The sequence below is a fragment of the Peiella sedimenti genome (assembly GCF_030504955.1).
GTDB classification, from domain to species: Bacteria; Pseudomonadota; Alphaproteobacteria; order Caulobacterales; family Caulobacteraceae; genus Brevundimonas; species Brevundimonas sedimenti.
In genome coordinates this window covers 275,493-296,359 of record NZ_JAUKTR010000001.1, presented here as the reverse complement: position 1 = coordinate 296,359, position 20,867 = coordinate 275,493, and the positions used below count along the sequence as shown (strand labels likewise).

At 70.0% G+C, this 20,867-nt stretch carries 24 protein-coding genes; 9 read left to right on the top strand and 15 right to left on the bottom strand.

Annotated features, from left to right (window positions below):
* Positions 1-59: 59 nt before the first annotated feature.
* The 10 genes from Q0812_RS01455 to Q0812_RS01410 all read right to left on the bottom strand — a co-directional run bounded on the left by Q0812_RS01455 (position 60) and on the right by Q0812_RS01410 (position 8,742).
* The gene (locus Q0812_RS01455; protein ID WP_302108516.1) at positions 60-1,643 is read right to left on the bottom strand and encodes a peptide chain release factor 3; all 1,584 of its coding nucleotides are present in this window, start codon (positions 1,641-1,643) and stop codon (positions 60-62) included.
* A 69-nt stretch (positions 1,644-1,712) separates the two neighbouring features.
* On the bottom strand, positions 1,713-2,828 hold the full coding sequence (locus Q0812_RS01450) for an MBL fold metallo-hydrolase (protein WP_302108515.1): 1,116 nt from the start codon (positions 2,826-2,828) through the stop codon (positions 1,713-1,715).
* A 98-nt stretch (positions 2,829-2,926) separates the two neighbouring features.
* Positions 2,927-3,628 carry a DUF6456 domain-containing protein gene (locus Q0812_RS01445; protein ID WP_302108514.1) on the bottom strand — a complete coding sequence of 234 codons (702 nt, stop codon included), beginning with the start codon at positions 3,626-3,628 and terminating at the stop codon, positions 2,927-2,929.
* Entirely contained in the window at positions 3,625-3,966 is a 342-nt protein-coding gene (locus Q0812_RS01440) for a helix-turn-helix domain-containing protein (RefSeq protein WP_302108513.1), read from the bottom strand. Before Q0812_RS01440 ends, Q0812_RS01445 begins: the two co-directional genes overlap by 4 nt.
* A 201-nt stretch (positions 3,967-4,167) precedes the next feature.
* Positions 4,168-4,602, bottom strand: coding sequence for a Ros/MucR family transcriptional regulator (locus Q0812_RS01435; RefSeq protein WP_302108512.1), 435 nt, complete (start codon positions 4,600-4,602; stop codon positions 4,168-4,170).
* 173 nt (positions 4,603-4,775) lie between these two features.
* On the bottom strand, positions 4,776-5,978 hold the full coding sequence (locus Q0812_RS01430) for a DUF2336 domain-containing protein (RefSeq protein ID WP_302108511.1): 1,203 nt from the start codon (positions 5,976-5,978) through the stop codon (positions 4,776-4,778).
* A gap of 30 nt (positions 5,979-6,008) precedes the next feature.
* Positions 6,009-6,548, bottom strand: coding sequence for an ATPase (locus Q0812_RS01425; RefSeq protein ID WP_302108510.1), 540 nt, complete (start codon positions 6,546-6,548; stop codon positions 6,009-6,011).
* A gap of 15 nt (positions 6,549-6,563) precedes the next feature.
* Positions 6,564-7,580: a hypothetical protein gene (locus tag Q0812_RS01420; protein ID WP_302108509.1), complete on the bottom strand. Its 1,017-nt coding sequence runs from the start codon at positions 7,578-7,580 to the stop codon at positions 6,564-6,566.
* Complete coding sequence (locus Q0812_RS01415) at positions 7,577-8,188, bottom strand: TetR/AcrR family transcriptional regulator (protein ID WP_302108508.1); 612 nt, start codon at positions 8,186-8,188, stop codon at positions 7,577-7,579. Before Q0812_RS01415 ends, Q0812_RS01420 begins: the two co-directional genes overlap by 4 nt.
* Positions 8,185-8,742: a DUF4287 domain-containing protein gene (locus Q0812_RS01410; RefSeq protein ID WP_302108507.1), complete on the bottom strand. Its 558-nt coding sequence runs from the start codon at positions 8,740-8,742 to the stop codon at positions 8,185-8,187. Before Q0812_RS01410 ends, Q0812_RS01415 begins: the two co-directional genes overlap by 4 nt.
* 158 nt (positions 8,743-8,900) lie before the next feature.
* Here Q0812_RS01410 and Q0812_RS01405 point away from each other — a divergent pair, with 158 nt between their 5' ends.
* Positions 8,901-9,611 carry a hypothetical protein gene (locus Q0812_RS01405; RefSeq protein ID WP_302108506.1) on the top strand — a complete coding sequence of 237 codons (711 nt, stop codon included), beginning with the start codon at positions 8,901-8,903 and terminating at the stop codon, positions 9,609-9,611.
* A gap of 5 nt (positions 9,612-9,616) precedes the next feature.
* Here the strand turns inward: Q0812_RS01405 and cysK are convergent, their stop codons facing one another.
* Together cysK and cysQ are read right to left on the bottom strand one after the other, a co-directional pair.
* A complete protein-coding gene (gene cysK, locus Q0812_RS01400; protein ID WP_302108505.1) occupies positions 9,617-10,585 on the bottom strand; it encodes a cysteine synthase A in 969 nt (322 codons plus the stop codon).
* A gap of 108 nt (positions 10,586-10,693) precedes the next feature.
* Entirely contained in the window at positions 10,694-11,485 is a 792-nt protein-coding gene (cysQ, locus tag Q0812_RS01395) for a 3'(2'),5'-bisphosphate nucleotidase CysQ (RefSeq protein WP_302108504.1), read from the bottom strand.
* Between the two features lie 99 nt (positions 11,486-11,584).
* Here cysQ and chpT point away from each other — a divergent pair, with 99 nt between their 5' ends.
* Genes chpT through Q0812_RS01380 form a run of 3 tightly spaced genes read left to right on the top strand, consistent with a single transcriptional unit; the run spans position 11,585 to position 13,501 of the window.
* Positions 11,585-12,262, top strand: a complete 678-nt coding sequence (gene chpT, locus Q0812_RS01390) for a histidine phosphotransferase ChpT (protein WP_302108503.1) — start codon at positions 11,585-11,587, stop codon at positions 12,260-12,262.
* A 48-nt stretch (positions 12,263-12,310) separates the two neighbouring features.
* The gene (locus tag Q0812_RS01385; RefSeq protein WP_302108502.1) at positions 12,311-12,676 is read left to right on the top strand and encodes a response regulator; all 366 of its coding nucleotides are present in this window, start codon (positions 12,311-12,313) and stop codon (positions 12,674-12,676) included.
* Between the two features lie 12 nt (positions 12,677-12,688).
* Positions 12,689-13,501 carry a CheR family methyltransferase gene (locus Q0812_RS01380; RefSeq protein ID WP_302108501.1) on the top strand — a complete coding sequence of 271 codons (813 nt, stop codon included), beginning with the start codon at positions 12,689-12,691 and terminating at the stop codon, positions 13,499-13,501.
* A gap of 40 nt (positions 13,502-13,541) precedes the next feature.
* Here Q0812_RS01380 and arsC read toward each other — a convergent pair whose 3' ends face one another.
* Entirely contained in the window at positions 13,542-13,889 is a 348-nt protein-coding gene (gene arsC, locus Q0812_RS01375; protein ID WP_302108500.1) for an arsenate reductase (glutaredoxin), read from the bottom strand.
* Between the two features lie 4 nt (positions 13,890-13,893).
* On the bottom strand, positions 13,894-15,744 hold the full coding sequence (locus Q0812_RS01370; protein WP_302108499.1) for a M20/M25/M40 family metallo-hydrolase: 1,851 nt from the start codon (positions 15,742-15,744) through the stop codon (positions 13,894-13,896).
* A 77-nt stretch (positions 15,745-15,821) separates the two neighbouring features.
* Here Q0812_RS01370 and Q0812_RS01365 point away from each other — a divergent pair, with 77 nt between their 5' ends.
* Entirely contained in the window at positions 15,822-16,304 is a 483-nt protein-coding gene (locus Q0812_RS01365; protein ID WP_302108498.1) for a hypothetical protein, read from the top strand.
* A gap of 61 nt (positions 16,305-16,365) precedes the next feature.
* On the opposite strand, the gene ctrA is transcribed toward Q0812_RS01365, so the two are convergent.
* Positions 16,366-17,067: a response regulator transcription factor CtrA gene (gene ctrA, locus Q0812_RS01360; protein WP_302108497.1), complete on the bottom strand. Its 702-nt coding sequence runs from the start codon at positions 17,065-17,067 to the stop codon at positions 16,366-16,368.
* Between the two features lie 251 nt (positions 17,068-17,318).
* On the opposite strand from ctrA, the gene Q0812_RS01355 reads away from it, so the two are divergent.
* From Q0812_RS01355 to Q0812_RS01340, 4 genes are all read left to right on the top strand, one after another.
* Positions 17,319-17,792, top strand: a complete 474-nt coding sequence (locus Q0812_RS01355) for a hypothetical protein (protein ID WP_302108496.1) — start codon at positions 17,319-17,321, stop codon at positions 17,790-17,792.
* A gap of 71 nt (positions 17,793-17,863) precedes the next feature.
* The gene (fliI, locus tag Q0812_RS01350; protein WP_302108495.1) at positions 17,864-19,216 is read left to right on the top strand and encodes a flagellar protein export ATPase FliI; all 1,353 of its coding nucleotides are present in this window, start codon (positions 17,864-17,866) and stop codon (positions 19,214-19,216) included.
* Positions 19,213-19,626 (top strand): flagellar FliJ family protein, encoded by a 414-nt coding sequence (locus tag Q0812_RS01345; RefSeq protein WP_302108494.1) that lies wholly within the window; start codon positions 19,213-19,215, stop codon positions 19,624-19,626. The genes fliI and Q0812_RS01345 overlap by 4 nt, the downstream gene beginning before the upstream one ends.
* Entirely contained in the window at positions 19,626-20,657 is a 1,032-nt protein-coding gene (locus tag Q0812_RS01340) for an endo-1,4-beta-xylanase (RefSeq protein ID WP_302108493.1), read from the top strand. Before Q0812_RS01345 ends, Q0812_RS01340 begins: the two co-directional genes overlap by 1 nt.
* Positions 20,658-20,867: the final 210 nt, after the last annotated feature.

The window sequence follows — 20,867 nt, the reverse complement described above, 5'->3', positions numbered from 1 at the left end:
GCCTCGCAAAGGCCAGGCCGGTCAAGGGTGAGACGCCTCATCGGCCGGATTGTTCCGGCCTAGGCCCGTTCCTTCGTGCGGCTGAAGGTCAGTTCGGGCCGCTTTTCCGCGGCGTAGTTCACGTCCCAGGCCGACTTGGCCAGGAACACCATCAGCCCGTCGATGTCCCGCGCCATGGCCGTCTTGTTGATGTTGGCGAAGGCGTCGATCTCGGCCTGCGGCCCCGTGATCCAGCGCGCCTCCGAGAAGGGGCTGTTCTCGAAGATCACCTCCAGACCGAACTCGTTGGCTAGCCGGTCGGCCATGACCTCGAACTGCAGCTGGCCCACGGCGCCCACGATGAAGTCCGCGCCGATCTCGGGCCGGAACAGCTGGGTCACGCCCTCTTCGGCCAGGCTCTCCAGCGCCTTCTTCAGGTGCTTGGCCTTCAGCGGATCCTTGACCCGCACCCTTCTCAGGATTTCCGGCGCGAAGTCCGGCAGGCCGGCGAAACGCACCTGGCCCGTCTCCGACAGGCTGTCGCCCACGCGCAGCACGCCGTGGTTCGGCACCCCGATCACGTCGCCGGCATAGGCCTCCTCGGCCAGCTCCCGGTCCGAGGCCATGAACATCACCGGCGCCGAGACGGTCAGCTGTTTGCCCGTGCCCTGCACCTTCAGCTTCATGCCGCGTTTGAACTCGCCCGAGCACAGCCGCAGCATGGCCACCCGGTCCCGGTGGTTGGGGTCCATGTTCGCCTGAATCTTGAAGACGAAGCCCGACACCTGCCGGTCGCCGGGCTGCATCTCGCCGGGCTGGCCGGCCACCTCGGCCCGCGTGGCCCGCGGCGACGGCGCCAGGTCCGCCAGCCCGTCCAGCAGCTGCTCGACCCCGAAATGCCTCAGCGCCGAGCCGAAATAGACCGGCGTCATGTGCCCCTCGCGGAACGCCTTCAGATCAAAGGACGGATAGCCCTCGCGCACCAGGTCCGCCGTCTCCACCAGCATCGCCCGCTCGTCCGGCGCCAGGTTGGTCGCCGCCGCCAGCGGACAGGGCCCCGGGTGCTCCTGATCGCGGTCCTTCTCGTAGCCGAGGAAACGGTCGCCCCTTAAGTCCAGCATCCCCCGGAAGCGCACGCCCGAATCCGCCGGCCAGAACAGGGGCGCCGGGTCCAGCGCCAGCTTGGCCGCGATCTCGTCCAGCAGGCTCATGGGGTCCTGCGCCTCGCGGTCCATCTTGTTGATGAAGGTCAGGATCGGGATGTCGCGCAGGCGGCACACCTCGAACAGCTTCAGCGTCTGGGGCTCGATGCCCTTGGCGGCGTCCAGCACCATGACCGCCGCGTCGGCGGCCGTCAGCGTCCGATAGGTATCTTCCGAAAAGTCCTCGTGGCCCGGCGTATCGAGCAGGTTGAACACCACCTCGTCGCGCTCGAAGGTCATCACCGAGGCCGAGACCGAGATGCCCCGCTCGCGCTCGATCTTCATCCAGTCCGACCGCGTCCGGCGGTTCTCGCCGCGCGCCCGCACGGCGCCCGCCTGGCGGATCGCGCCCGAGGCCAGCAGCAGATGCTCGGTCAGGGTCGTCTTGCCGGCGTCCGGGTGGCTGATGATGGCGAAGGTGCGCCGGCGCGCCGCCTGCGCCGCGAGGTCGGGTTTTGACATGGCGCGCGGACCTAGCCTGCGCCGGGCCGAATGTCACGCGCCGCGCCCCGGGCGCGACCCTCGGCGGCCTCAGGGCAGTTCGCCCTGCCCCTGCACGATGGGAACGCCGGTCGCCTCCTTGTAGGCGTTCTCGGTCATGGGGCTCAGCCACAGGCTCTGGAAGTTGGCCTGCCGCGCCGGCGAGGGCCCGAAGATCGCGGTCTGCTCCGCATAGTCCACCCGCTCGCGCACCTGCTCCAGCGTCAGCCCCTCGGCGGCCAGGGCGCCGACCCGGGTGCGGATGTCGGCGATGGCCGCGATCAGCCGGTCGATATAGGCGCTGTCGCTCTGCGGCAGGCCATGTCCCGGGATCAGCACGTGAAAGCCCAGGGCCTTGATCCGGCCCAGCGTCTCGATCCAGTCGCCCGGATAGCTGCCGAAGCCGAAGGGAATGGGCGAAACGACGATGTCGCCCGTGGCCACCACGCGCTGGTTGGGCAGCCAGACGATCAGGTCGCCGTCCGTATTGGCCCGGCCCAGATGGCGGATGTGCACGGGTCGCAGCGGGTCGTCGATGACCAGGTCGGCCGTGAACAGCTCGGTCGGCGCCGTCAGCCGCGTCCCCACCAGGGCGGGGATTCCGTCCAGGCTCTGCTGCGCCGCCTGGCCGAAGCGATGGCGGCGCCAGGCGTCGTTCTCGGGGTTGGCGGCGGCCTCTTGATACCGGGCGGCCACGTCCCGCAACTGGCCGGCAAGCAGCGCCTCCCAGGCGGGATTGGTCTCATAGCCCACCCCTTCCAGCCGGGCCGGGCCGTCGATGCCGCGCCGGGCCGCCTCGGTGGCGATGATCCGCACCTGGGGCCAGGCCGCCTGGATCTGCGAGGCGCCCTGGTGATGGTCGTTGTGCCAGTGGGTGTAGATCAGCGCCTTGACCGGCTTTGCGGTGAACGAGCGGATGTAGCTGACGATCTGGTCGCCATCGGCCCGCGAAAAGCCGCTGTCCACGACGACCAGGCCGTCCGCCTGCTCGATGATGACCACATTGCTGCTGGCGAAGCTGGCGTGATCCGCCGGGTTCATCAGCACCCGCACGCCGTCGATCAGCCTCAGCGTCTCATAGGCGCCTGCGGGCGACTGGCCGTGGGCCCCCGGCGCGGCCAGCGTGATCGCCAGGATCAGACCGAGGCTCGCCGCCCATCGGATCATCCCGCCCTCCAGTGTCGACGCCCTAACCTGGCCGCTGAGCATTCCGCTTTTCTGACCGGCTGTCGCGGTCCCATCTTGCCGTTTTGGCGCCGGGCCGCTCACACCAGCCGATAGTGCTCCGCCAGCCGCTGCAGGCCCAGTCGCAGCAGGGTCTTGCCCGACCGCCGCGGCAGGCCCATGGCCCGCTCGGCGGCCTCCAGGGCGCTGCCGTACAGGCACACCCGCTCGACCAGGCCGCGCAGCTCCGGCCCCACGGCGGCCAACGCCCCTTCGATCCGGCGCAGCGCCTCCACCCCCAGGTCGCCGGACGTCATGGCGCCGGGGCGAAACCCCGCCTGGCCGGGCGCCGCGTCCCAGCGCATGGTCACGCGCGGCCCGCCGCCTGCCCGCTCGAAGGCCTCGCGCAGCCGCTCTCCCGCCGCCGCCTGGGCCGGGGTCAGCCACGGCTGTCCTCGCGCGTCCCTGCGCCGCGCCAGCCAGGCCAGGGGCGACTCGCCGGCATTGACGCGGCGGCTGACCCGCCGCCCGTCGCTCTCGACGACCTCCCGTCTGGCCGGGACCAGGCCGGGGCGGCCGCCGTCGTCCTGCCCGGTCCTCAGCCGCCAGCCCCCGCGCGGCAGGGTCGTCAGACGATCCGCCTCCATCAGGCCCTGCACCACCACCCCGCCGACCTGGGCCACGGCTCTGCGCCGCCGGTCGGGCGACGTGCGCACCACAAAGCCCTCATGGGTTTCATCCAGCCAGACGCCCGCCCTGCCCAGCAGGGTCAGCAGCTCGCGCTCCGACGCCAGCCGCCTCATGCGCCCGCCTGTTCGAACAGGTCGCCGCCCGGCGCGTGGCGCAGACAGGCCTCCAGCCGGTCCAGCAGCCGGTCCATCACCGGGTCGTCGCGCAGGTCCTCAATCGCGCCGCAGGCGTGGCTGGCGGTCGAGCGGTCGCGGCCGAACGCCTGCCCCACTCTTTGCAGGGGCCAGCCATAGACCACATTGGCCAGGTACATGGCCATGTGCCGGGCCCGAACCGCGGCGGGCCGCAGACGCCGCTCCGACAGCACCTCGTCCGGTTCGATCCCCGTGGCCAGGCTCACCACGTCCGCCACCAGCGCCGTTCTGGCGCGGTCAGGCTCACATCCGTTCATCCGTCACTCCCTCTACCGAGCCGCACGAGCATGGCGGGATCGGCGAGAGTGAGGATAATATTCCTATGTCGAGGCGCTCAATCCTTGCGAACGCAGGCCGCGTCCGCTTCTGACGCCGTGGACAAGGGTGCTCCGGACAGCAGAACGCCCGCCGCTAGGTCCCCTGCGGCGGGCGTCCACGATGCTTAGGCGATGGGTGGATCAGCGCGCGGGCTTGCGTCCGCCGCGGGCCGGCTTGCGGCCGCCCTGGCCCAGGCCCATCTGCTTGGCCAGGTCCGAACGGGCCTTGGCGTAGTTCGGCGCCACCATCGGATAGTCCTTGGGCAGGCCCCACTTGGAGCGATACTCCTCGGGGCTCATGTCGTACTTGGTGCGCAGGTGGCGCTTCAGCGACTTGAAGCGGCGGCCGTCTTCCAGACAGATCAGGTAGTCCGGCGTGATCGAGCGGCGCACCGGCACGGCCGGCTCCTGGGGCTCGGGCTCCGGCTCGGCCGTGGCGCCGGTGGCGGCCTGGGTCAGCGCCGCGTGAATGCTTTGGATCAGACCCGGCACATCAGCAGCCTGCACGTTGTTGTTGCTGACATAGGCCGACACGATGTCGGCGGTCATCTCGATGATGGCGGCATTGTCTTCCATGGCGATCATTCTCCCGAATCCTGCGCCCCGTCCTGGCTTGAAGGACAACTTATGGCGAGGCCTGTTACGGGTCTTTGGCTAATCTTGCAACAAGACTAGTGCATCAGTTGTAGAAATAGTCTGCGGGGTGCGTCCGCAGATCAACAACCCCCGATAGAAAACCCGCAGGCCGTCTAAAGATCGGTGGAAAAGGCCAGCAGGGCGGCTTTCTGCGCGGCTGTGAAATCCTCGAACCCGCTTTCGTCGCCTTCGCGTATCGCCTTCAACAAAGCCGGCGTAAGGGCCGAGGACAGCGACCAGTTCCAGTATCTCAGCACAGTCTGGGCGCGATCCACCGACATCATGTCATAGGTCGTCAGCATCCGATCCAGCGCTTCTTCCGTCTCGCCGGACGCATTGGTCTCAGGCCGGCGCAGCCCGCGCCAGATCTGCAGGGCCGCGCTCTTGGGCAGGCCGGTGGCCTTGCACACGATGGCGATCGGCTCGCCGCCCTTGTCCGACAGGATCTTGGCCGCGGTCGTGGGCTTCACGCCGGCCAGATAGCCGATCTCGCGCGCCAGGTCCGGCGTCATGCCGGCCTCGGCCGCCGCCACCGCCTGGTCCAGGCTGTCGAAGGGGCTCTTGTCCACCGCGGCCCGGTTTCTCTGCCGCCGCTCGATGAACTGCAGGGCCTTGCGCGCCAGGGGATCGCTCCAGCCCTCCTCGGCCGCCGCGGCGAAGATGTCGCCGACGGCCTCCTGCATCACCTCGCGCGAGACGGCGAACCGCGACAGGATCAGCCGCCGCCCCGCCGCATCGGCCCACCAGAACATCACATAGGCGCCCGCGGGCCTCAGCTCGGGCCGCTTGAGCAGCAGCGGGACCAGCTCCGTCAGGTCCCGGCTCGCCGCCACCATCAGCTCCAGCGTCGACTGGGACAGCTTCGCCGTGGGGTTGTGGGCCAGGGCGGTCATCACCTCGGCCTCCTGACGCCCGATGATCACCTCGCCGACTGCTTCGCTCAGGTGCTTGCGCCGGGCGATGGCGATGCGGTGCTCAGGCCCGCACTCCAGGGCGCAGGCGATCAGGTCCGCATCGGACAGCGAGGCGCAGTCTTCGATGAACGGCCCCGCCACGCTCATCTCGTCCCGCAGGAACAGCCGCACCAGGCTGGCGGGCGTCTCCGACAGGCCTGTGATCCGCGCCGCCACCCGGCCGCGCTCTTCGGCGCTCGCGGCGCTCAGGATCTCGACCAGCAGGTCGCCGACCACCGAGCGTTCAAAGGCGTTCACCCGGCTTTCCGGCAGAGACACGACATCGGCCAGGCGCTTGAGCAGCGCCCGTCGCGCGCGGCCCGTGGGGGGCGCGGACTCCTGAACCTCGGCCGGGTCAGTCATGGCGGACCAGCCTGCGCAGGTCTTTGTTAATCAGCCGTTGGCGGGCGCGTTGGCCAGGGCGGCGTAGTTGCGGAACTGCGTGCCGATCACTCCGTCGACCACCGTAGCCAGTTGGCCCATGCCGCGGCCCTCGACCACATAGGTCCAGACGATCTTGCGCGCCCCGTCCTCACCCTCGGGCCAGGTCATGGTCAGCACCGCCGAGGGCGCCGTCGCCTGCAACGGCCCCAGGGCCGCGAAGAAGCGGGCCGTGCGCCCCGGCCAGATCAGCACCGCCTCGCCGTGCTTGACCGCGCCCGGCGTCTCACCCGGCAGGGTCTCGCACCAGCAGCCGCCGGGGCTCAGGTCCAGCGTAAGGTTCGAGGCGTCGCCGCTATAGGTGTGGCTGTCCTCCCACCACTCGCCGATGCGGCCGACCGTGGCCCAGGCGTGATCCAGCTCGCCCGTCAGCGGAGCCTCGAAGCGCAGGGTGAAGCCGTCGTCCCGCTGCTCCACCACCTCGGCGGAGGCCGAGGTCGCCGCCAGAGCCATCGCGGCGCCGGCGCAGATCATCGTCACAAGACGCCGCATGGGCTCTCCTTCCGTTCAGGACGCCGCGCGGCGCCAGGTGTTGGACATGCGAGAGGTCCAGGCCCCCGCCGCGTCGATATCGAACACTTCCGAGGTCTGGACGTCGCCCTGCTCCAGGGTCACGTGACCCTCGCGCCAGCTGCGGCCGTCCGGCATCCAGAAGGTCTGGGTGGTGCGCCGCCGCCCCGGCTCGGTCGAGACCGTCTCGCCCTCGCCATAGATGCCGCCCGGTCCCCACTGCTCCACCACCACCGCCCCGCGGCCGGGATGGTGGTATTCGCGGAAGGTCCAGTATTCGGCGATTTCGCGGCCCGCCTCGTCCAGACCGAACAGCCGGCCGCTCAGGACCTTGCCGTCATGGATGGCGCGCCACTCCAGGGCGAAGGCGCTGGGCTGTTGCGGATCGTCCCCCGCCGAGGCGTTGGGCGTGACCCACCGGCCGCCGCCCTCGGTCAGATGGGCCACGTGGGCGTCCCACCAGTCCGGCGGTCCCGAAGCCGCCGCTTCGGCCCGGTAGTCAAAGCCGCCGAAATCGGCCCGGCCCCCGTCGCGCTCCACCTGGGTTCGCGTCCGATAGACGTCGCCCTCGATCTCCAGCGTCGACCTCAGCTGCTCGACGGCGTCCAGGCCGTGGACTGTCTCGGAGATCTCCAGAACGCCGGGGGCCGTCTCTCGAATGACGCCGGTCGTATGGAAGCCGCCCGAGGTGAAGTAGTGGAAGATCAGCTGGCCGGTGTCGCGGTCTGGAAAGATCAGCGTCTCCCCGCCATAGACGCCGCCCGCGACGGCGTGGACCGTCCGCACCGCACGGCCGCCCACGGCCCATTCCCAGCGGACGACGTCCTCGACGCCCTGCGCGCCGATGCCCCGCCCGCGCCAGGTCTTGCCGATCAGCGGCAGCAGCGGGTCAAAGGCCGCAGACCGGCTCTCGGCCGCGATCGGCAGGTCCTGGGCGGCCGCCGCGACGCCTATCCCGCTCCCAAGAAGCGCCAGCGCCGCGACGGCGCTCGCCCACAGGGTCGTTTTCCTCATGTCGCGCCCTCCCTCGCTCCTTCGCGGATCAAAAGATCGAAGTAATGCCTCAGCACCTTCACGGCCCGGTCGAAGTAGGCCACGTCGCGGTTCGTGCGCGACAGCATCACCCCGCCCTCCATGGTGGTCAGGACGAAGGCCCCCAGCTCGTCACGGTCCACCTCCGGGGGCAGGCGGTCCCCCGCCGCCGCCAGGCATTCGGTGACGGCCGCGGCCCAGTTGTCGAAGTTCAGCGCCAGCAGATCGCGCACCGCCGGGTCCGGCTCGCTCAGCTCCAGGGCCAGGTTGCCGATCGGACAGCCGAAGGCGCCGTCGGTGGCGACGATCATGCGGCGGTAGTGCTCCAGCAGGGCGAAGACCCGCTCGATGGGGTCCTCCACCCCCTGCCAGGCCGGCTCCAAGAGGCGCGGCCGGATGCCGTCGCGATAGGCCTCCAGGACCGCGATCAGCACGTCCTGCTTGCCCGGGAACACGTGATACAGGCTGCCGGCGTTCAAGTCCGTCTTGGCCAGGATTTCCGCCACGGAGGTCCCGCCATAGCCCTTGGCCCAGAACAGCTCCATGGCCGCCTCCACGACCCGGGCGCGGACCTCGGCGGCGCTGCTCACGCCCGCTCCCAGGCCTGGGTCAGCCAGCCGGCCACCTGCGCGTCAACCTCCTCGGCCGAGCCCAGCCGCACCCGGTGCGTGACCATGGCGTTCCACGACCCGGCCGCCTCCAGCCGGCCCTCCGGCTCCACGCCCTTCAGGTTCAGCCCCAGGTCGAAGCGGTCCTTGGTCGAAGGCTGGCCCAGGCCGAACTGCTTGGACCGGCGGAAACTGACATAGCCCTTCTTGGGCGCCAGCTCGACGCCCTCCAGCCCGTCCAGCACCGCCAGCACCCGATCATAGACAGGCCGCATGGCCGCCTTCGGCCCCGCGAACATGGCCGCCAGCAGGTCGTCCTCGCCCTGCGAGCCTGCGTCCGACCCCAGCGCCTTGTGCGCCACCAGATTGGCGTAGCCGTGACCCAGGCCGTGCTCGGACTTCAGCCAGGCGACGATCTGCCCATGCTTTTCGGGGCCCCGAGTTCGGACCAGGGCGGTCCAGCCGTCCAGCGTCAGGCCGGTCTTGGCCTCGAGATTGGCGATCATGGTCGCCAGCTCGGCGTTCGGGTCGGCCATCGGCGCCTCCTTCTCGGACGACGGGATTGAACGGTCGTTCAAGAGGGAGAGTCAAGCCGAATCCTTGAGCAGGCGTTCAAGACGGCGCCAGGGCCTTGACCGGCGTTCGCTGAGCGGGACTATCGGCGCTGGATGCGTGAGGCCGCAGGGGGCGACAGATGACGGACAAGCCAGATTCCAGTCCCGGCCTTGACCATCTCAGCGAGGACACCACCGGCTTCGGCCGGCGGGAGCTGAGGACCGTCCGCGATGCGTTCGTGCGTCCGGCGGCGATGCTCGAGGCTTACATGAACTTGGGCCCGACCGGCGGCGGCGAGTATGCGCGGCCCCTCCGCTTCTATTTCACCCTGTGCGGCATCCTGATGCTGCAGCTGTTCCTGATGGGCGGGGCGACGCTGATGCTGGGCCAGTTGGGATCCGAGGTGCTCGATCCGCTTATCGCCCGCTCGGGCAAGAGCCGGGACGTCTTCCTCAGCGACGCCGACAACTGGATGTCGCTGGTCCTCGTGCCCATCAACGCGGTCCTGTACGCGCTGGCGTCAGCGCCCTTGCTCCGCTGGTGGGATCCGGAAAACCTGGGTTGGCGACGGGCGTTCCGGGGCACCTTCCACTACCTGAACGTCTGGACCTTGCCGTTCGTGCCGATCGGCTTTCTGGCCTACATGCCGGCAACCGCCGGCTGGATGAGCCTGGTCATGGTCATCCTGTCCTTCATCGCCTTCCTGAGGATCGGAAAGGGCAGGTGGTACCGGTCGACCCTTGGGGGCGTCGTCAAGGCGGCCGTCCTTACACTGGCGACCTTTCTTGCGGCGCTCGTGGCCTATCTGCCGACCACGGCCATCGGGCTCCTAGGCGGCGTGCTGGGCTGATCCAGTCACAAGCCCTCGAAGAGCACCGTCGACAGATAGCGTTCGGCGAAGCTGGGCACGATGACGACCAGGGTCGTGCCCGCGTTCTCTTCACGACCCGCCACGCGATAGGCGGCCGTCAGCGCGGCGCCCGACGAGATGCCCACGGGCAGGCCCTCGACCCGCGCCGCGCGCCGCGCCATCTCCACGGCGTCGTCGTTCGAGATGGTCTCGACCCCGTCGATCAAGCGGGTGTCCAGATTGCCGGGCACGAACCCCGCGCCGATCCCCTGAATCTTGTGCGGGCCGGGCTGGCCGCCCGACAGAACGGGCGAGGCCTCGGGCTCCACCGCGATCATGCGCACGCCCGGCTTCCTGGCCTTCAGCACCTCGCCCACCCCGGTCAGGGTGCCGCCGGTGCCCACGCCCGAGATGACGATGTCCACCTTGCCGTCCGTGTCGCGCCAGATTTCCTCGGCAGTGGTGCGCCGATGGATGTCCGGATTGGCGGGGTTGTCGAACTGCTGCGGCATCACCGCGCCCGGCGTCGCCTCCAGCAACTGCCCGGCCTGGGCGATGGCGCCCTTCATGCCCTGTTCCGCCGGGGTCAGCACCAGCTCGGCGCCCAGCAGCTTCAGCATCTTGCGCCGCTCGATCGACATGCTCTCGGGCATGACCAGGATCAGCTTGTAGCCCTTGGCCGCCGCCACGAAGGCCAAAGCGATGCCGGTATTGCCGCTGGTGGGCTCGATGATGATCCCGCCGGGCTTCAGGCGCCCGTCGCGCTCCATGGCCTCGACCATGGCCACGCCGATCCGATCCTTCACCGAGGCGATGGGATTGAAGAACTCCAGCTTGGCCAGCACGGTCGCTCGGGGGCTCAGCTCGGCGTCCAGCCGGGGCAGCCGCACCAGGGGGGTGTCTCCGATGGTGTCCAGCACCGAGTCGTAGATGCGGCCTCGGCCTTCGGTCGAACGCGGCGACGGCGATGTCATGGGCGGCTCCTCTTTCGCTCCGGAGCAGATAAGAGCGCGCCGGCCGCGATGCGAGGGGCGCCCGCGGTCTCCTCGCCTATGGCGCAGCCATGGGGAGGAGACATCATCTCACCTGACGCCCTCGGCCAGGAAGCCCGGGTTCTCCCAGCCATCCGCCGCGCGGCCGTAGCGCATGGGCCGCCCCGCCTCGTCCAGCACGCGGCCCCCGGCGGCGGTCAGTACGGCCTCTCCGGCGCAGGTGTCCCACTCCATGGTGCGGCCCGGCCTGGGATAGGCGTCGTAGGCCCCCTCGGCGATCAGGCCGAACTTCACGGCTGAATCCATGCCCCGCCAGGCGGCGCAGCCGACGCTCGCGGCGATGCGTTCGGCCTGTTCCGGCGTCAGGGTGTGAGATACCAGGGCGGCGCCCTGGCCCGGCGTCAGAGGCCGCGCCTGAATGGCCGCCGCCTCGGTCTCGTCGAAGCGCCGCCTGAAAGCGCCGCCCTCGCCCGTATGCCAGACAACCCCCAGCGCCGGCGCCGCCAGCGCCCCCGCGGCCGCCCGCCCGGCCACGGCCAGGCCGATGCTCACCACGAAGAACTCCCGCCCCGCCACGAAGGCGCGCGTCCCGTCCAGCGGGTCCACCAGGAAGAAGGCCTCGCCCACGGCTTCCGGCGACAGGCCGGCCGCGGACTGCTCCTCGGCCACCACGGCCACGCCGGGATAAAGCGCCGCCAGCCGCTCAAGGATCAGGGCCTCGGCGGCATGATCGGCTTCGGTCACGGGACTTTCATCCGCCTTGATCGTCACCGCGCCGCCGGCGCGCCAGTAGGGCAGGATCACCTCCGCCGCCGCCTGGGCGATTTCAGCCAGCCGGGCGCCGATCCGGCCGGAGGTCACATCTTCCGCGAACGTACTCATGGCGGGGGCCTTTAGAGCACCCGTCGCTCTTTGACGACGCCGCAAATCACGTCAGCCTTGCGGCTCGCTGACAATCGACAGTTTCTCGAGGGCGCGCCCATGTCTCCGGTACCGGCTCCTGGACATCTCACCGCTCCTGACGGCTCGCCGTCCGCCGACGAGCTGGCGACCCTGATCGCGGCCAAGCTTTGCCACGATTTCATCAGTCCCTCCGGCGCCATCGTGTCGGGCCTGGACCTGCTGAAGGACCCATCCGCCCAGGACATGCGCGAAGAGGCCATGGGCCTGGTCGAGGCCAGCGCGCGCAAGCTGGTCAAGCTGGTGCACTTCGCCCGCGTGGCGTTCGGCGCGGCCACCACCTCCGAGCGCTTCTCCAGCGAAGAGCTGGAAACCCTGGCCCAGGGCGTCTTCGAAGACCTGCGCGCCAATCTGACCTGGACCTCGTCGGCGGCCCAGTTCGGCAAGCCCCAGGCGCGCGCGGCGCTGAACCTGGCCCAGCTGGCGGGCGGCTGTCTCCCTTCAGGCGGGACCGCGACCCTGACCCTGGCCCAGGAGGGCGGCGCCCTTGTCATGACCGCAGTCTCCGAAGGCCCCCGCGCGCGCTTCAAGGCCGAGGCCGTCGCCGGGCTCTCGGGTGAACCCGTCGGAGATGGCATGCTGGCGGGCCAGTGGACCCAGCCCTACTGGCTGTTCCACACGGTCAGGGCGGCGGGCGGCGAGCTGAGCTTCGAGACCGGTCAGGATCGCGTGGATATCCGCATCCGCATGCCGGCCTGAGAGGGTTTCCCGAACGAACTCTTAACCAGCGCGGCCCAGATTGCGGCCATGGCCCGCTGCCTCATCGTCGACGACAGCCGCATCATCCGGAAGGTCGCCCGCCGCATCGTCGAGAACCTCGGCTACGAGGTGGACGAAGCGGCCGACGGCGCCGAGGCGCTGGCCTATTGCGCGGCGCTCATGCCCACGGCGGTGCTGCTCGACTGGAACATGCCCGTGATGGACGGGCTGACCTTTCTGCGCCGCCTGCGCGCCGACCCCGACGGCGCGAAGGTCAAGGTGATCTTCTGCTCCGTCGAGAACCAGCCCGAGCGCATCCGCGAGGCCCTGGGCGCGGGCGCCGACGACTACGTCATGAAGCCCTTCGACGGCGACATCATCACCTCCAAGTTCGCCGAAGTCGGACTGGCCTGACGGAGGGGCGCTGTGATCGACCCCGTCATTCTCGAGCGTCTCAGGGAGATGGTGCGCGGCCGCACGGGTCAGCTGCTGGACTCCAGCCGCGCCCACGGCATTGAGACGCGCCTGGGCGCCGTGGCCCGGCGCGAGGGCTTCGCCTCGCTCGACGCTCTCATGTCCGCCCTGCCGGCCCAGGGGGTCGACTCGCTGGGCTGGCGCGTGATCGAGGCGCTGCTGCCGGGCGACACCGAGTTCTTCCGGCATCGCGAGCAATTCGCCCTGCTCAAGGATCAGCTCTTGCCCGCCCTGGCCAAGGCGCGCGGCCGCGTGCGGCTGTGGTCCGCCGGCTGCGCCACGGGGCAGGAGGCCTATTCGCTCGCCGTCACGGCGGCTGAGGCCCATGCGCCCGGCATCGAGATCCTCGCCACCGATATTTCGGAACAGGCCGTCCAGAAGGCCCGCAGCGGCCTCTATACCCAGTTCGAGGTCCAGCGCGGCCTCTCCGCCCGCCGGGTCCTGGAATGGTTCGAGAAGGACGGCGAAATGTGGCGCGCCGAGCCGCAGCTGCGCGGCGCCGTGCGCTTCGAGCGCGCCAACCTGCTGGACCCGCCGCCGGCGGGTCCCTTCGACATGATCCTGTGCCGCAACGTGCTGGGCGACATGGAGCCTGAACGCCGTCTGCGCGTGCTTGAAAGCCTCAGCGGCGTCCTCGCCTCCGACGGCGTTCTGATCACGGCGCCCAGCGAGCCGATCCTGGCCCCGGGCGCACCCTTCCGGCTGGTCGCCGGGCGGCGGGGCGTCTTCGTCAAGGCCGCGCCCGCCGAACGTCAGGTGGCGTAGCGGCAATAGCCCTCCCGCCTCCAGGGGAAGGGAGATAACCCTAAACCACCTCGCGCCAGCGCTCCGCCGGGCGGGCCAGCACGGCCCTGTCGCCCGCCTTCACGATCGGCCGCTCGACCAGAACGGGATGCTCGATCATGGCCTTCAGCAGGGCCTGATCCGAGACGCCGTCCTGAAGCAGACCCAGTTCCTCGGCCTGGCCGCCGCGCGTGCGCAGCACGTCCCTGGGCGAGGCGTTCATCCGCGCCAGCAGGTCCCTCAGACCCGCCTCGGTCCAGCCGGCCTTCATGTACTCGACCACCTCGGGCGCGTAGCCCTCGGCCCTGATCTCTTCCAGCACGCGGCGCGAGGTTGAGCAGTTCGGATTGTGGAAGACGGTCACGGCCATCGGCTCATCCCTGGTAGGTCGGTACGGTCGGCGCGACGCCATCTAGGCGCTCGACCACCGCCGCGCAAACCGCGACGCCCACGGCCACGGCCGCCAGCCCCAGCGCCGCCCGGCGCGGCAACCGAGCCAGCACCGGCCAGATCAGGCCGGCCAGGATCAGGGCGAAAACGGCCATCGCCTCGGGCAGACCAAAGCCGATGTTGATGAAGACCATCCAGTACAGCCCCACAATCCAGGCCGCCGCCACGCCGCCGATGACGGCGAGCATCCAGGGCGTCCAGGGCCGGTCCAACCTCGGATCGAGGAAGGCCGCTGCCGCCAGCATCAGGGCCGCGATCAGCGCGGGCCAGGCCAGCACATAGGCCGCCGGCGCCAGCAGCGCCTGCAACGCCGTGGCCAGGAGCAGCAGCGCCGCCACGGCCCCCACGGCGGGCCGCCAACCGTCTTCGCGACGATGGCCATGCCGGGGCGCGATCAGCCAGACGCCCGCCGCCAGCAGGGTCAGCACCGCCTGGAACAGGTTGAGGTCGCCGGACAGGACCGCGGTCGCCGCGCCCAGCAGGACCACGACCGCCGCGGCGATCCAGCGGGGCCGCAAGCCGGTCAGGTGCGGCCCGGCCAACAGACCTGCGGCGGTCACGCCCCCCGCCATCAGGCCCAGCAACCCCATCGACCCCAGCCGGTCATAGTAACCCATGGCCCCGCCGCTGGCCGTCGCGTCCATCAGCCGGTGCAGCAGGGCGGCGTTCAGCAGCAGCCACAACGGGAACCACAGGGCCGGCGCCGCGTCCCGGACCCGCAGTCCCAGGCGACGGGCCGCCGCCACGCCCAGCACCGCCGCCAGTCCCAGCAGCAGCCACCCGACCCACGCCGGGTAAATGACCATCAGGCCGAAGACGTCGGCATAGGCCTTGTTCGGGGCCTCGGCCGGCAGCGCCTCGGCCCGCGCCATCGCGCCCAGCAGAGCCGTCGCATGGTCGCCCATATGCTGGATCGAGCCGGGGTCCACCCGGTCCACCGTCGAACTGGGCGAGTGGTAGGTCTCAGGCCCGCTGGTGAAGGCCAGGTTGTAGCCGCCGATCCCGGCCTCGCGCGGGATCGAGAAATCCGTGTCGTTCGGCATCAGGCTGTAGATGGCCGCCGCCATGGAGTGGGCCGAGGGGCGCTCCACCTCGCGCGCATAAAGGTCGGCCAGGGCCCCGGCCTCGGGCCCCGTCTCGAACATCAGCACCCGGCCCGAGCCGCGCGCCTCCAGATTGATGACCGCGCCGACGCCGCTTCTCAGCGGATGGGCGGCGAAGAACAGGCGCGCCCCCTCCAGGTTCAGCTCCTCGCCGTCGGTCAGCAGCACGATGATGTCGCGCCGGGTCGGGCCCTGCGCCTTGACGGCCCTGACCGCCTCCAGCGCCGCCGCCACGCCCGAGGAGTCGTCGCCCGCCCCCGGCGAGCCCGGCACCGTGTCGTAATGCGCCATGATCACCACCGCCGGCAGGCTGCGGTCCGTCCCCGGCAGCACGCCGATCAGGTTCAGCGCCTGGGGGACCTGGGCCTGCTCGCCGAACCAGCGGCGATAGCGCGCGGCGCCCGCCTGGCTCATGGGCCCGCCTTGAGCGCCCGTCTCCAGGCCCAGCTGGCCCATCCGGCGCGACAGGTGGTTGAAGACCCGCCGGTGCTCGGCGCTGCCCGAGGGATGCGGCGCGCGCGCGATCTCAGCCAGGGTCTGCATGGCCCGTCCGGCCGAGAACCGCTCAGCCGGCGCGTCAGTCCCCAAGGCCGCCGGCGGCCGCATCGACCACCAGCCCAGTCCCAGGGCGAGCAACGCCATCAGCGCCGCCGCCAACCAGATCCGTTTCATGCCCCGCCTCCTCCAGAGGATGAGGGTATCGGCGGCCAAGCCAGCATGGCAAGAAGGCTGCCGATCCTGGAGGTTCCATGCTTTCCCTGCTCGCCGCGGCGCTGCTGGCCCAGCCAGCTCCGACTATCTCTGAGGCCGACTTGGCGACGGTGCCCCTGCAGTTGGAGGCCTGCGTCAACTACGCGCTTGGCCAGCGGACTGCGCAGGAGGCCCATGCCTTTCTCGTGGAGAGAGGCTTCTCCAACATCCCCGAGGGCGCTGAACTACGGGCGGGACGTCGACGTGGATCGTCCGACTATTACATGACGATCTTTGGCAGGGGCAGCGAAGGCGGGGAGCCACGCCGTGTCTGCACAATCTTCGTGTCCGCCTGGGATCACGCTGCGGTGGACTCCTATCTCTCCGCCCACCCTTTCGAGGTCGACGGTTTGGTCTCAGTTCCCGGCTCAAGGGGCGTTCAGTACGAGCGGGATGGCCAGCCAATCATCGGGATTGGCCTGCCTCGTGGAGACGGGACACCGGCGTTCTTCGCCGTAATGCAGATGACGCCCGGTCCCTAGCCAAACGAAAACGCCCGCCAGTCTCCCGGCGAGCGCTTCAGTGTCTTGAACGAGAGAGGCGTCAGGCGGCGACGGTCGCCGCGCCCTCCTGCGGGTCGCGCAGCACGTAGCCGCGGCCCCAGACGGTCTCGATGTAGTGCTTGCCGCCCGCGGCCGTAGCCAGCTTCTTGCGCAGCTTGCAGATGAAGACGTCGATGATCTTCAGCTCGGGCTCGTCCATGCCGCCGTAAAGGTGGTTCAGGAACATCTCCTTGGTCAGGGTCGTGCCCTTACGCAGGGAGAGCAGCTCCAGCATCTGGTATTCCTTGCCGGTCAGATGCACGCGGTGGCCGTTCACCTCGACCGTCTTGGCGTCCAGGTTGACCAGGATCTCGCCCGTCTTGATGACCGACTGGGCGTGGCCCTTGGAGCGGCGGACCACGGCGTGGATGCGCGCGATCAGCTCGTCCTTGTGGAAGGGCTTGGTCATGTAGTCGTCGGCGCCGCCGCCGAAGGTCTTGACTTTCGTCTCGATCTCAGAGGTGCCCGACAGGATCATCACCGGCGTGTTGATCTTGCCGACGCGCAGCTGCCGCAGGACCTCCATGCCGCTCATGTCCGGCAGGTTCAGGTCCAGAAGAATGAGGTCGTAGTCGTAGATCTTGCCCAGATCCACGCCTTCTTCGCCAAGGTCGGTCGTGTAGACGTTGAAGCCGTCCGACTTCAACATCAGCTCGATGCTCTGCGCCGTGGCGCTGTCGTCCTCGATAAGCAGAACTCGCATCCAGCCCCCTCCAGCGAAGCTTGGCCATTGCACCCTAAAGCTTTGGCGTTCAGGGCTCTCCCCGGCACGCTGACGCCGAAAACCTTAAGATTGGTTAAAGCTAACCAACGGTTCGAATCGTAGGCTGATTTGCGAATCGGCGTCCAGCACCCTCGTCAACGATTCGATTCCGACGCCAGGGACGATTGGACGGAACCTGCCCTGCCTTCGGTCTGTTTTTACACAGAGCCCCCCTCAAGCCGGAGACAGCTATGCCCCGCACCGAAACGCCCACCACCTCGACGACCCAGACCGGCCTGCCCGATATGCCGAACGAGAACGTCGTCGGCCTCAACGACGCCTCGTCCGAGGATCGGACCGCCCACTTGCGCGAACGCGCCCGCCGCATGGCCACCGACGTGCGCGAGCGTTCGCTGCGGGGCGCCGAGCGCGCCAAGGAGACGGTCAAGGCGCATCCTCGCATTTCCACGGGCGTCGCCCTGGTGGCGGGTCTGGCCCTGGGCGCCCTTCTGGTCAGCCGCTCGCCCCGCGCCCGCGCCAAGCTGGCCAGCGCCGGCATGATGGCCGCCACTCAGGGCCGGCGTCTGGGCCACAACCTGTCCCACGGCCGCCTGCACCGCACGCCCTGGGAGAAGGCGCGCGACTATCTGGATCACGAGCTGACGGGCTTCCGCGCCGAGGCGTCCCGCGTCCTTGCGGACCTGCGCGAGCGCCGCGCGGCCTAAACTTCATCCCGCGTTAACCATGCCGGGCAAGGCTGGGCCGATCCCCTTCGGTCCAGCCTTCAGGCCTGTTCTTGTCCAGCCTCGCCGCCGCCGTCCGCGCCGTTGATCCTCTGGTCGTCACCGGCAAGGTGGCGGCCGTCAACGGCCTGCTGATCGAGGCGCGCGGCGGCCTGTCCCGCCTGGCGGTGGGCGCTCGGGCCGAGATCGTGCGCCGGGATCAGACCGCCCTGCCCGCCGAGGTGGTGGGCTTTCGTGACGCCAAGGCCCTGCTCATGCCTTACGGCCCGGTCGAGGGCGTGGCCCCTGGCGCCGAGATCCGTCTGACGGGCGACCGAGCCGCCGTGCGGCCCAGCCGCGCCTGGATGGGCCGCATCATCGACGCCTTCGGCCAGCCCATCGACGGCAAGGGCCCGCTGCCGACGGGCCCCATCCCCTATCCCCTGCGCGCCTCCCCGCCCCCCGCCCATTCGCGCGGCCGGGTGGGCGAGCGCATGGACCTGGGCGTGCGGGCGCTGGACGTCTTCGCCACCACCTGCGAGGGCCAGCGCATGGGCATCTTCGCCGGCTCCGGCGTCGGCAAGTCGGTGCTGCTGTCCATGCTGGCGCGCGAGGCCGCCTGCGACGCCGTCGTGGTGGGCCTGATCGGCGAGCGCGGCCGCGAGGTGCGCGAGTTCATCGAGGAGACCCTGGGCGAGGCGGGCGTCCGCCGCGCCGTGGTGGTGGTCGCCACCTCGGACGAGCCTGCGCTCAAGCGCCGTCAGGCCGCCTACATGACGTTGTCGGTCGCGGAGGCCCTGCGCGACGAGGGGCTGCACGTCCTCTGCCTGATGGACAGCGTCACCCGCTTCGCCATGGCCCAGCGCGAGATCGGCCTGGCCGCGGGCGAGCCGCCCACCACCAAGGGCTATACGCCCACCGTCTTCACCGAGCTGCCCAAGCTGCTCGAGCGCGCCGGCCCCGGCCCCCTGCGTCCCGACGGCTCGCCCGGCGGGGCCATCACCGGCCTCTTCACCGTGCTGGTGGACGGCGGCGACCACGACGAGCCCATCGCCGACGCCGTGCGCGGCATCCTGGACGGCCACATCGTCATGGACCGCAAGATCGCCGAGCGCGGCCGCTTCCCGGCCATCGACGTGCTCAAGTCCGTCAGCCGCACCCTGCCCGGCTGCCAGACCCCGCCCGAGCGCGAGATCGCCCGTCGCGCGCGCCAGTGCCTGTCGGCCTACAACGACATGGAAGAGCTGATCCGCATCGGGGCCTATCGCACCGGCGCCGACCCGATCGTGGACCGGGCCATCGCCCTGAACCCCGACCTGGAGGCTTTCCTTGGCCAAGGCCCCCAGGAAACGACGCGTCTTAACGACAGCTTCACCCAGCTGGCCGCCATACTCGACCAAGGCATGATCAAGGACGGCGTCCAATGACCCAATGGGCTCAATCGCTCATCCGCATCTCGCGCTTCGAGGTCGAGGGGCTGCAGAAGCGTCTGGCCGAGGTCGCCGCCCGCCGCGCGTCGGCCGAGATGCGTCTGGCCTGCCTGGACGCCGAACGTGAGGTCGAGACCGAGCGCGCCCGCTCCGACGGCGAAGCGGCCCTGCTGCTGAACGCCTTCCTCGACGGCTGGACGGTGCGCCGCGCCGCCGCCGAACACGCCCTGGGCGAAGTCACCGCCGAGGAGCAGGGCGCCCGCGACGCCCTCACCTCCGCCTTTGAAGAGCTGAAGAAGTTCGAGCACGTCTCCGAGCTGACCCGCCTGGCCGAGTTGGCCGAGCGCGCCAAGCGCGAGACCGCCGCCTTCGACGAGATCGCGCTGCGCCGGCGCGCGGCCGGCTGATGCTGCGCCGCTCGCTCCTGCTTGGCGCAGGGGCCTTGGCCGCCTGCGGGGCGGGCGCCTCCAAGCCGTCGCCCCAGACCCTGGCCCCGCTGAAGGACGCCGCTTCCTTTCCGCTCGGGCTTGCCGCCATGACCGGCCAGTTCGACGACGGCGGCTGGACCCAGGTCGCCCGCACTCATTTCGACCGCATTACGCCCGAGTGGGAAATGAAGATGGAGGCCATCCTGCTGGAGGACGGCGGCCTCGACTTCTCCCGCTCCGACCAGCTGGTGGCCCGCGCTCGCCAGATGGGCTTGGGCGTCTTCGGTCACGCCCTGATCTGGTACGCCCAGGGCGGCCCCAGCTTCGAGGCCCTGGCGGATCGTCCAGCTGAGTTCCGCCGCGCCTATCGCGGCTATATCGCGCGTGTCATGGGCCGCTATCGTGGACAGGTGACGGGCTGGGACGTGGTCAACGAGCCCATCCGCGACGACGGCTCGGGCCTGCGCGACTGTCTGTGGTCGCGGGCGCTGGGCCAGGACGGCTACATCATTGAGGCGTTCGAGGCGGCGCGCGAGGCGGACCCCGACGTTCCGCTGTTCCTTAACGACTACAATCTGGAATCCAACCCGGCCAAGCGGCGGTCCTTCCTGACCCTGGCCGAGCGGCTGCTGCGCGCCGGCGCGCCCCTCTCGGGACTGGGAACCCAGACCCACATCGACTGCGATCTGCCGGACGGGGCGATCCGCCAGACTGTGCGCGAGCTCGCCGCCCTGGGCCTGCCGGTCCATGTGTCCGAGATCGATGTCTCCACGGACGCAGGCGACCCGGCGCGCCAGCCGCGCCTGTTCGCCGAGGCGGTCGAGGCCATGGGCGACCTACCTCCGGCCCAGCGCTTCGGCGTAACGGTCTGGGGGGCGCGCGACCGCGACAGCTGGCTGCGCCGGGGCGGCGAGCACAATCCGCTCAGCCCGGACCGGCCGCTGCTGTTTGACGACGATGGCCGGCCCAAACCGGCGGCTCAGGCGTTTGCGGCGGCGCTGCGGGCGTAGCGGCGGCCCTTGTCCCCGCACCGGCTGGACCGTCCCGCTTTACCGAGCACGCGGAAAGCCCATCCTGCCCCGCAACTTATGCACGGCTTTGCGCGCAGTCCTACCCTGCCTCCTGATCGCCCCTATTAGCCGGGCGGCGGGTCTTTCTCATCGCTGCTGATCCGGACTCATCGGACGCTTCGGACGCTTCGGACGGTGTTTTCGAGTCCG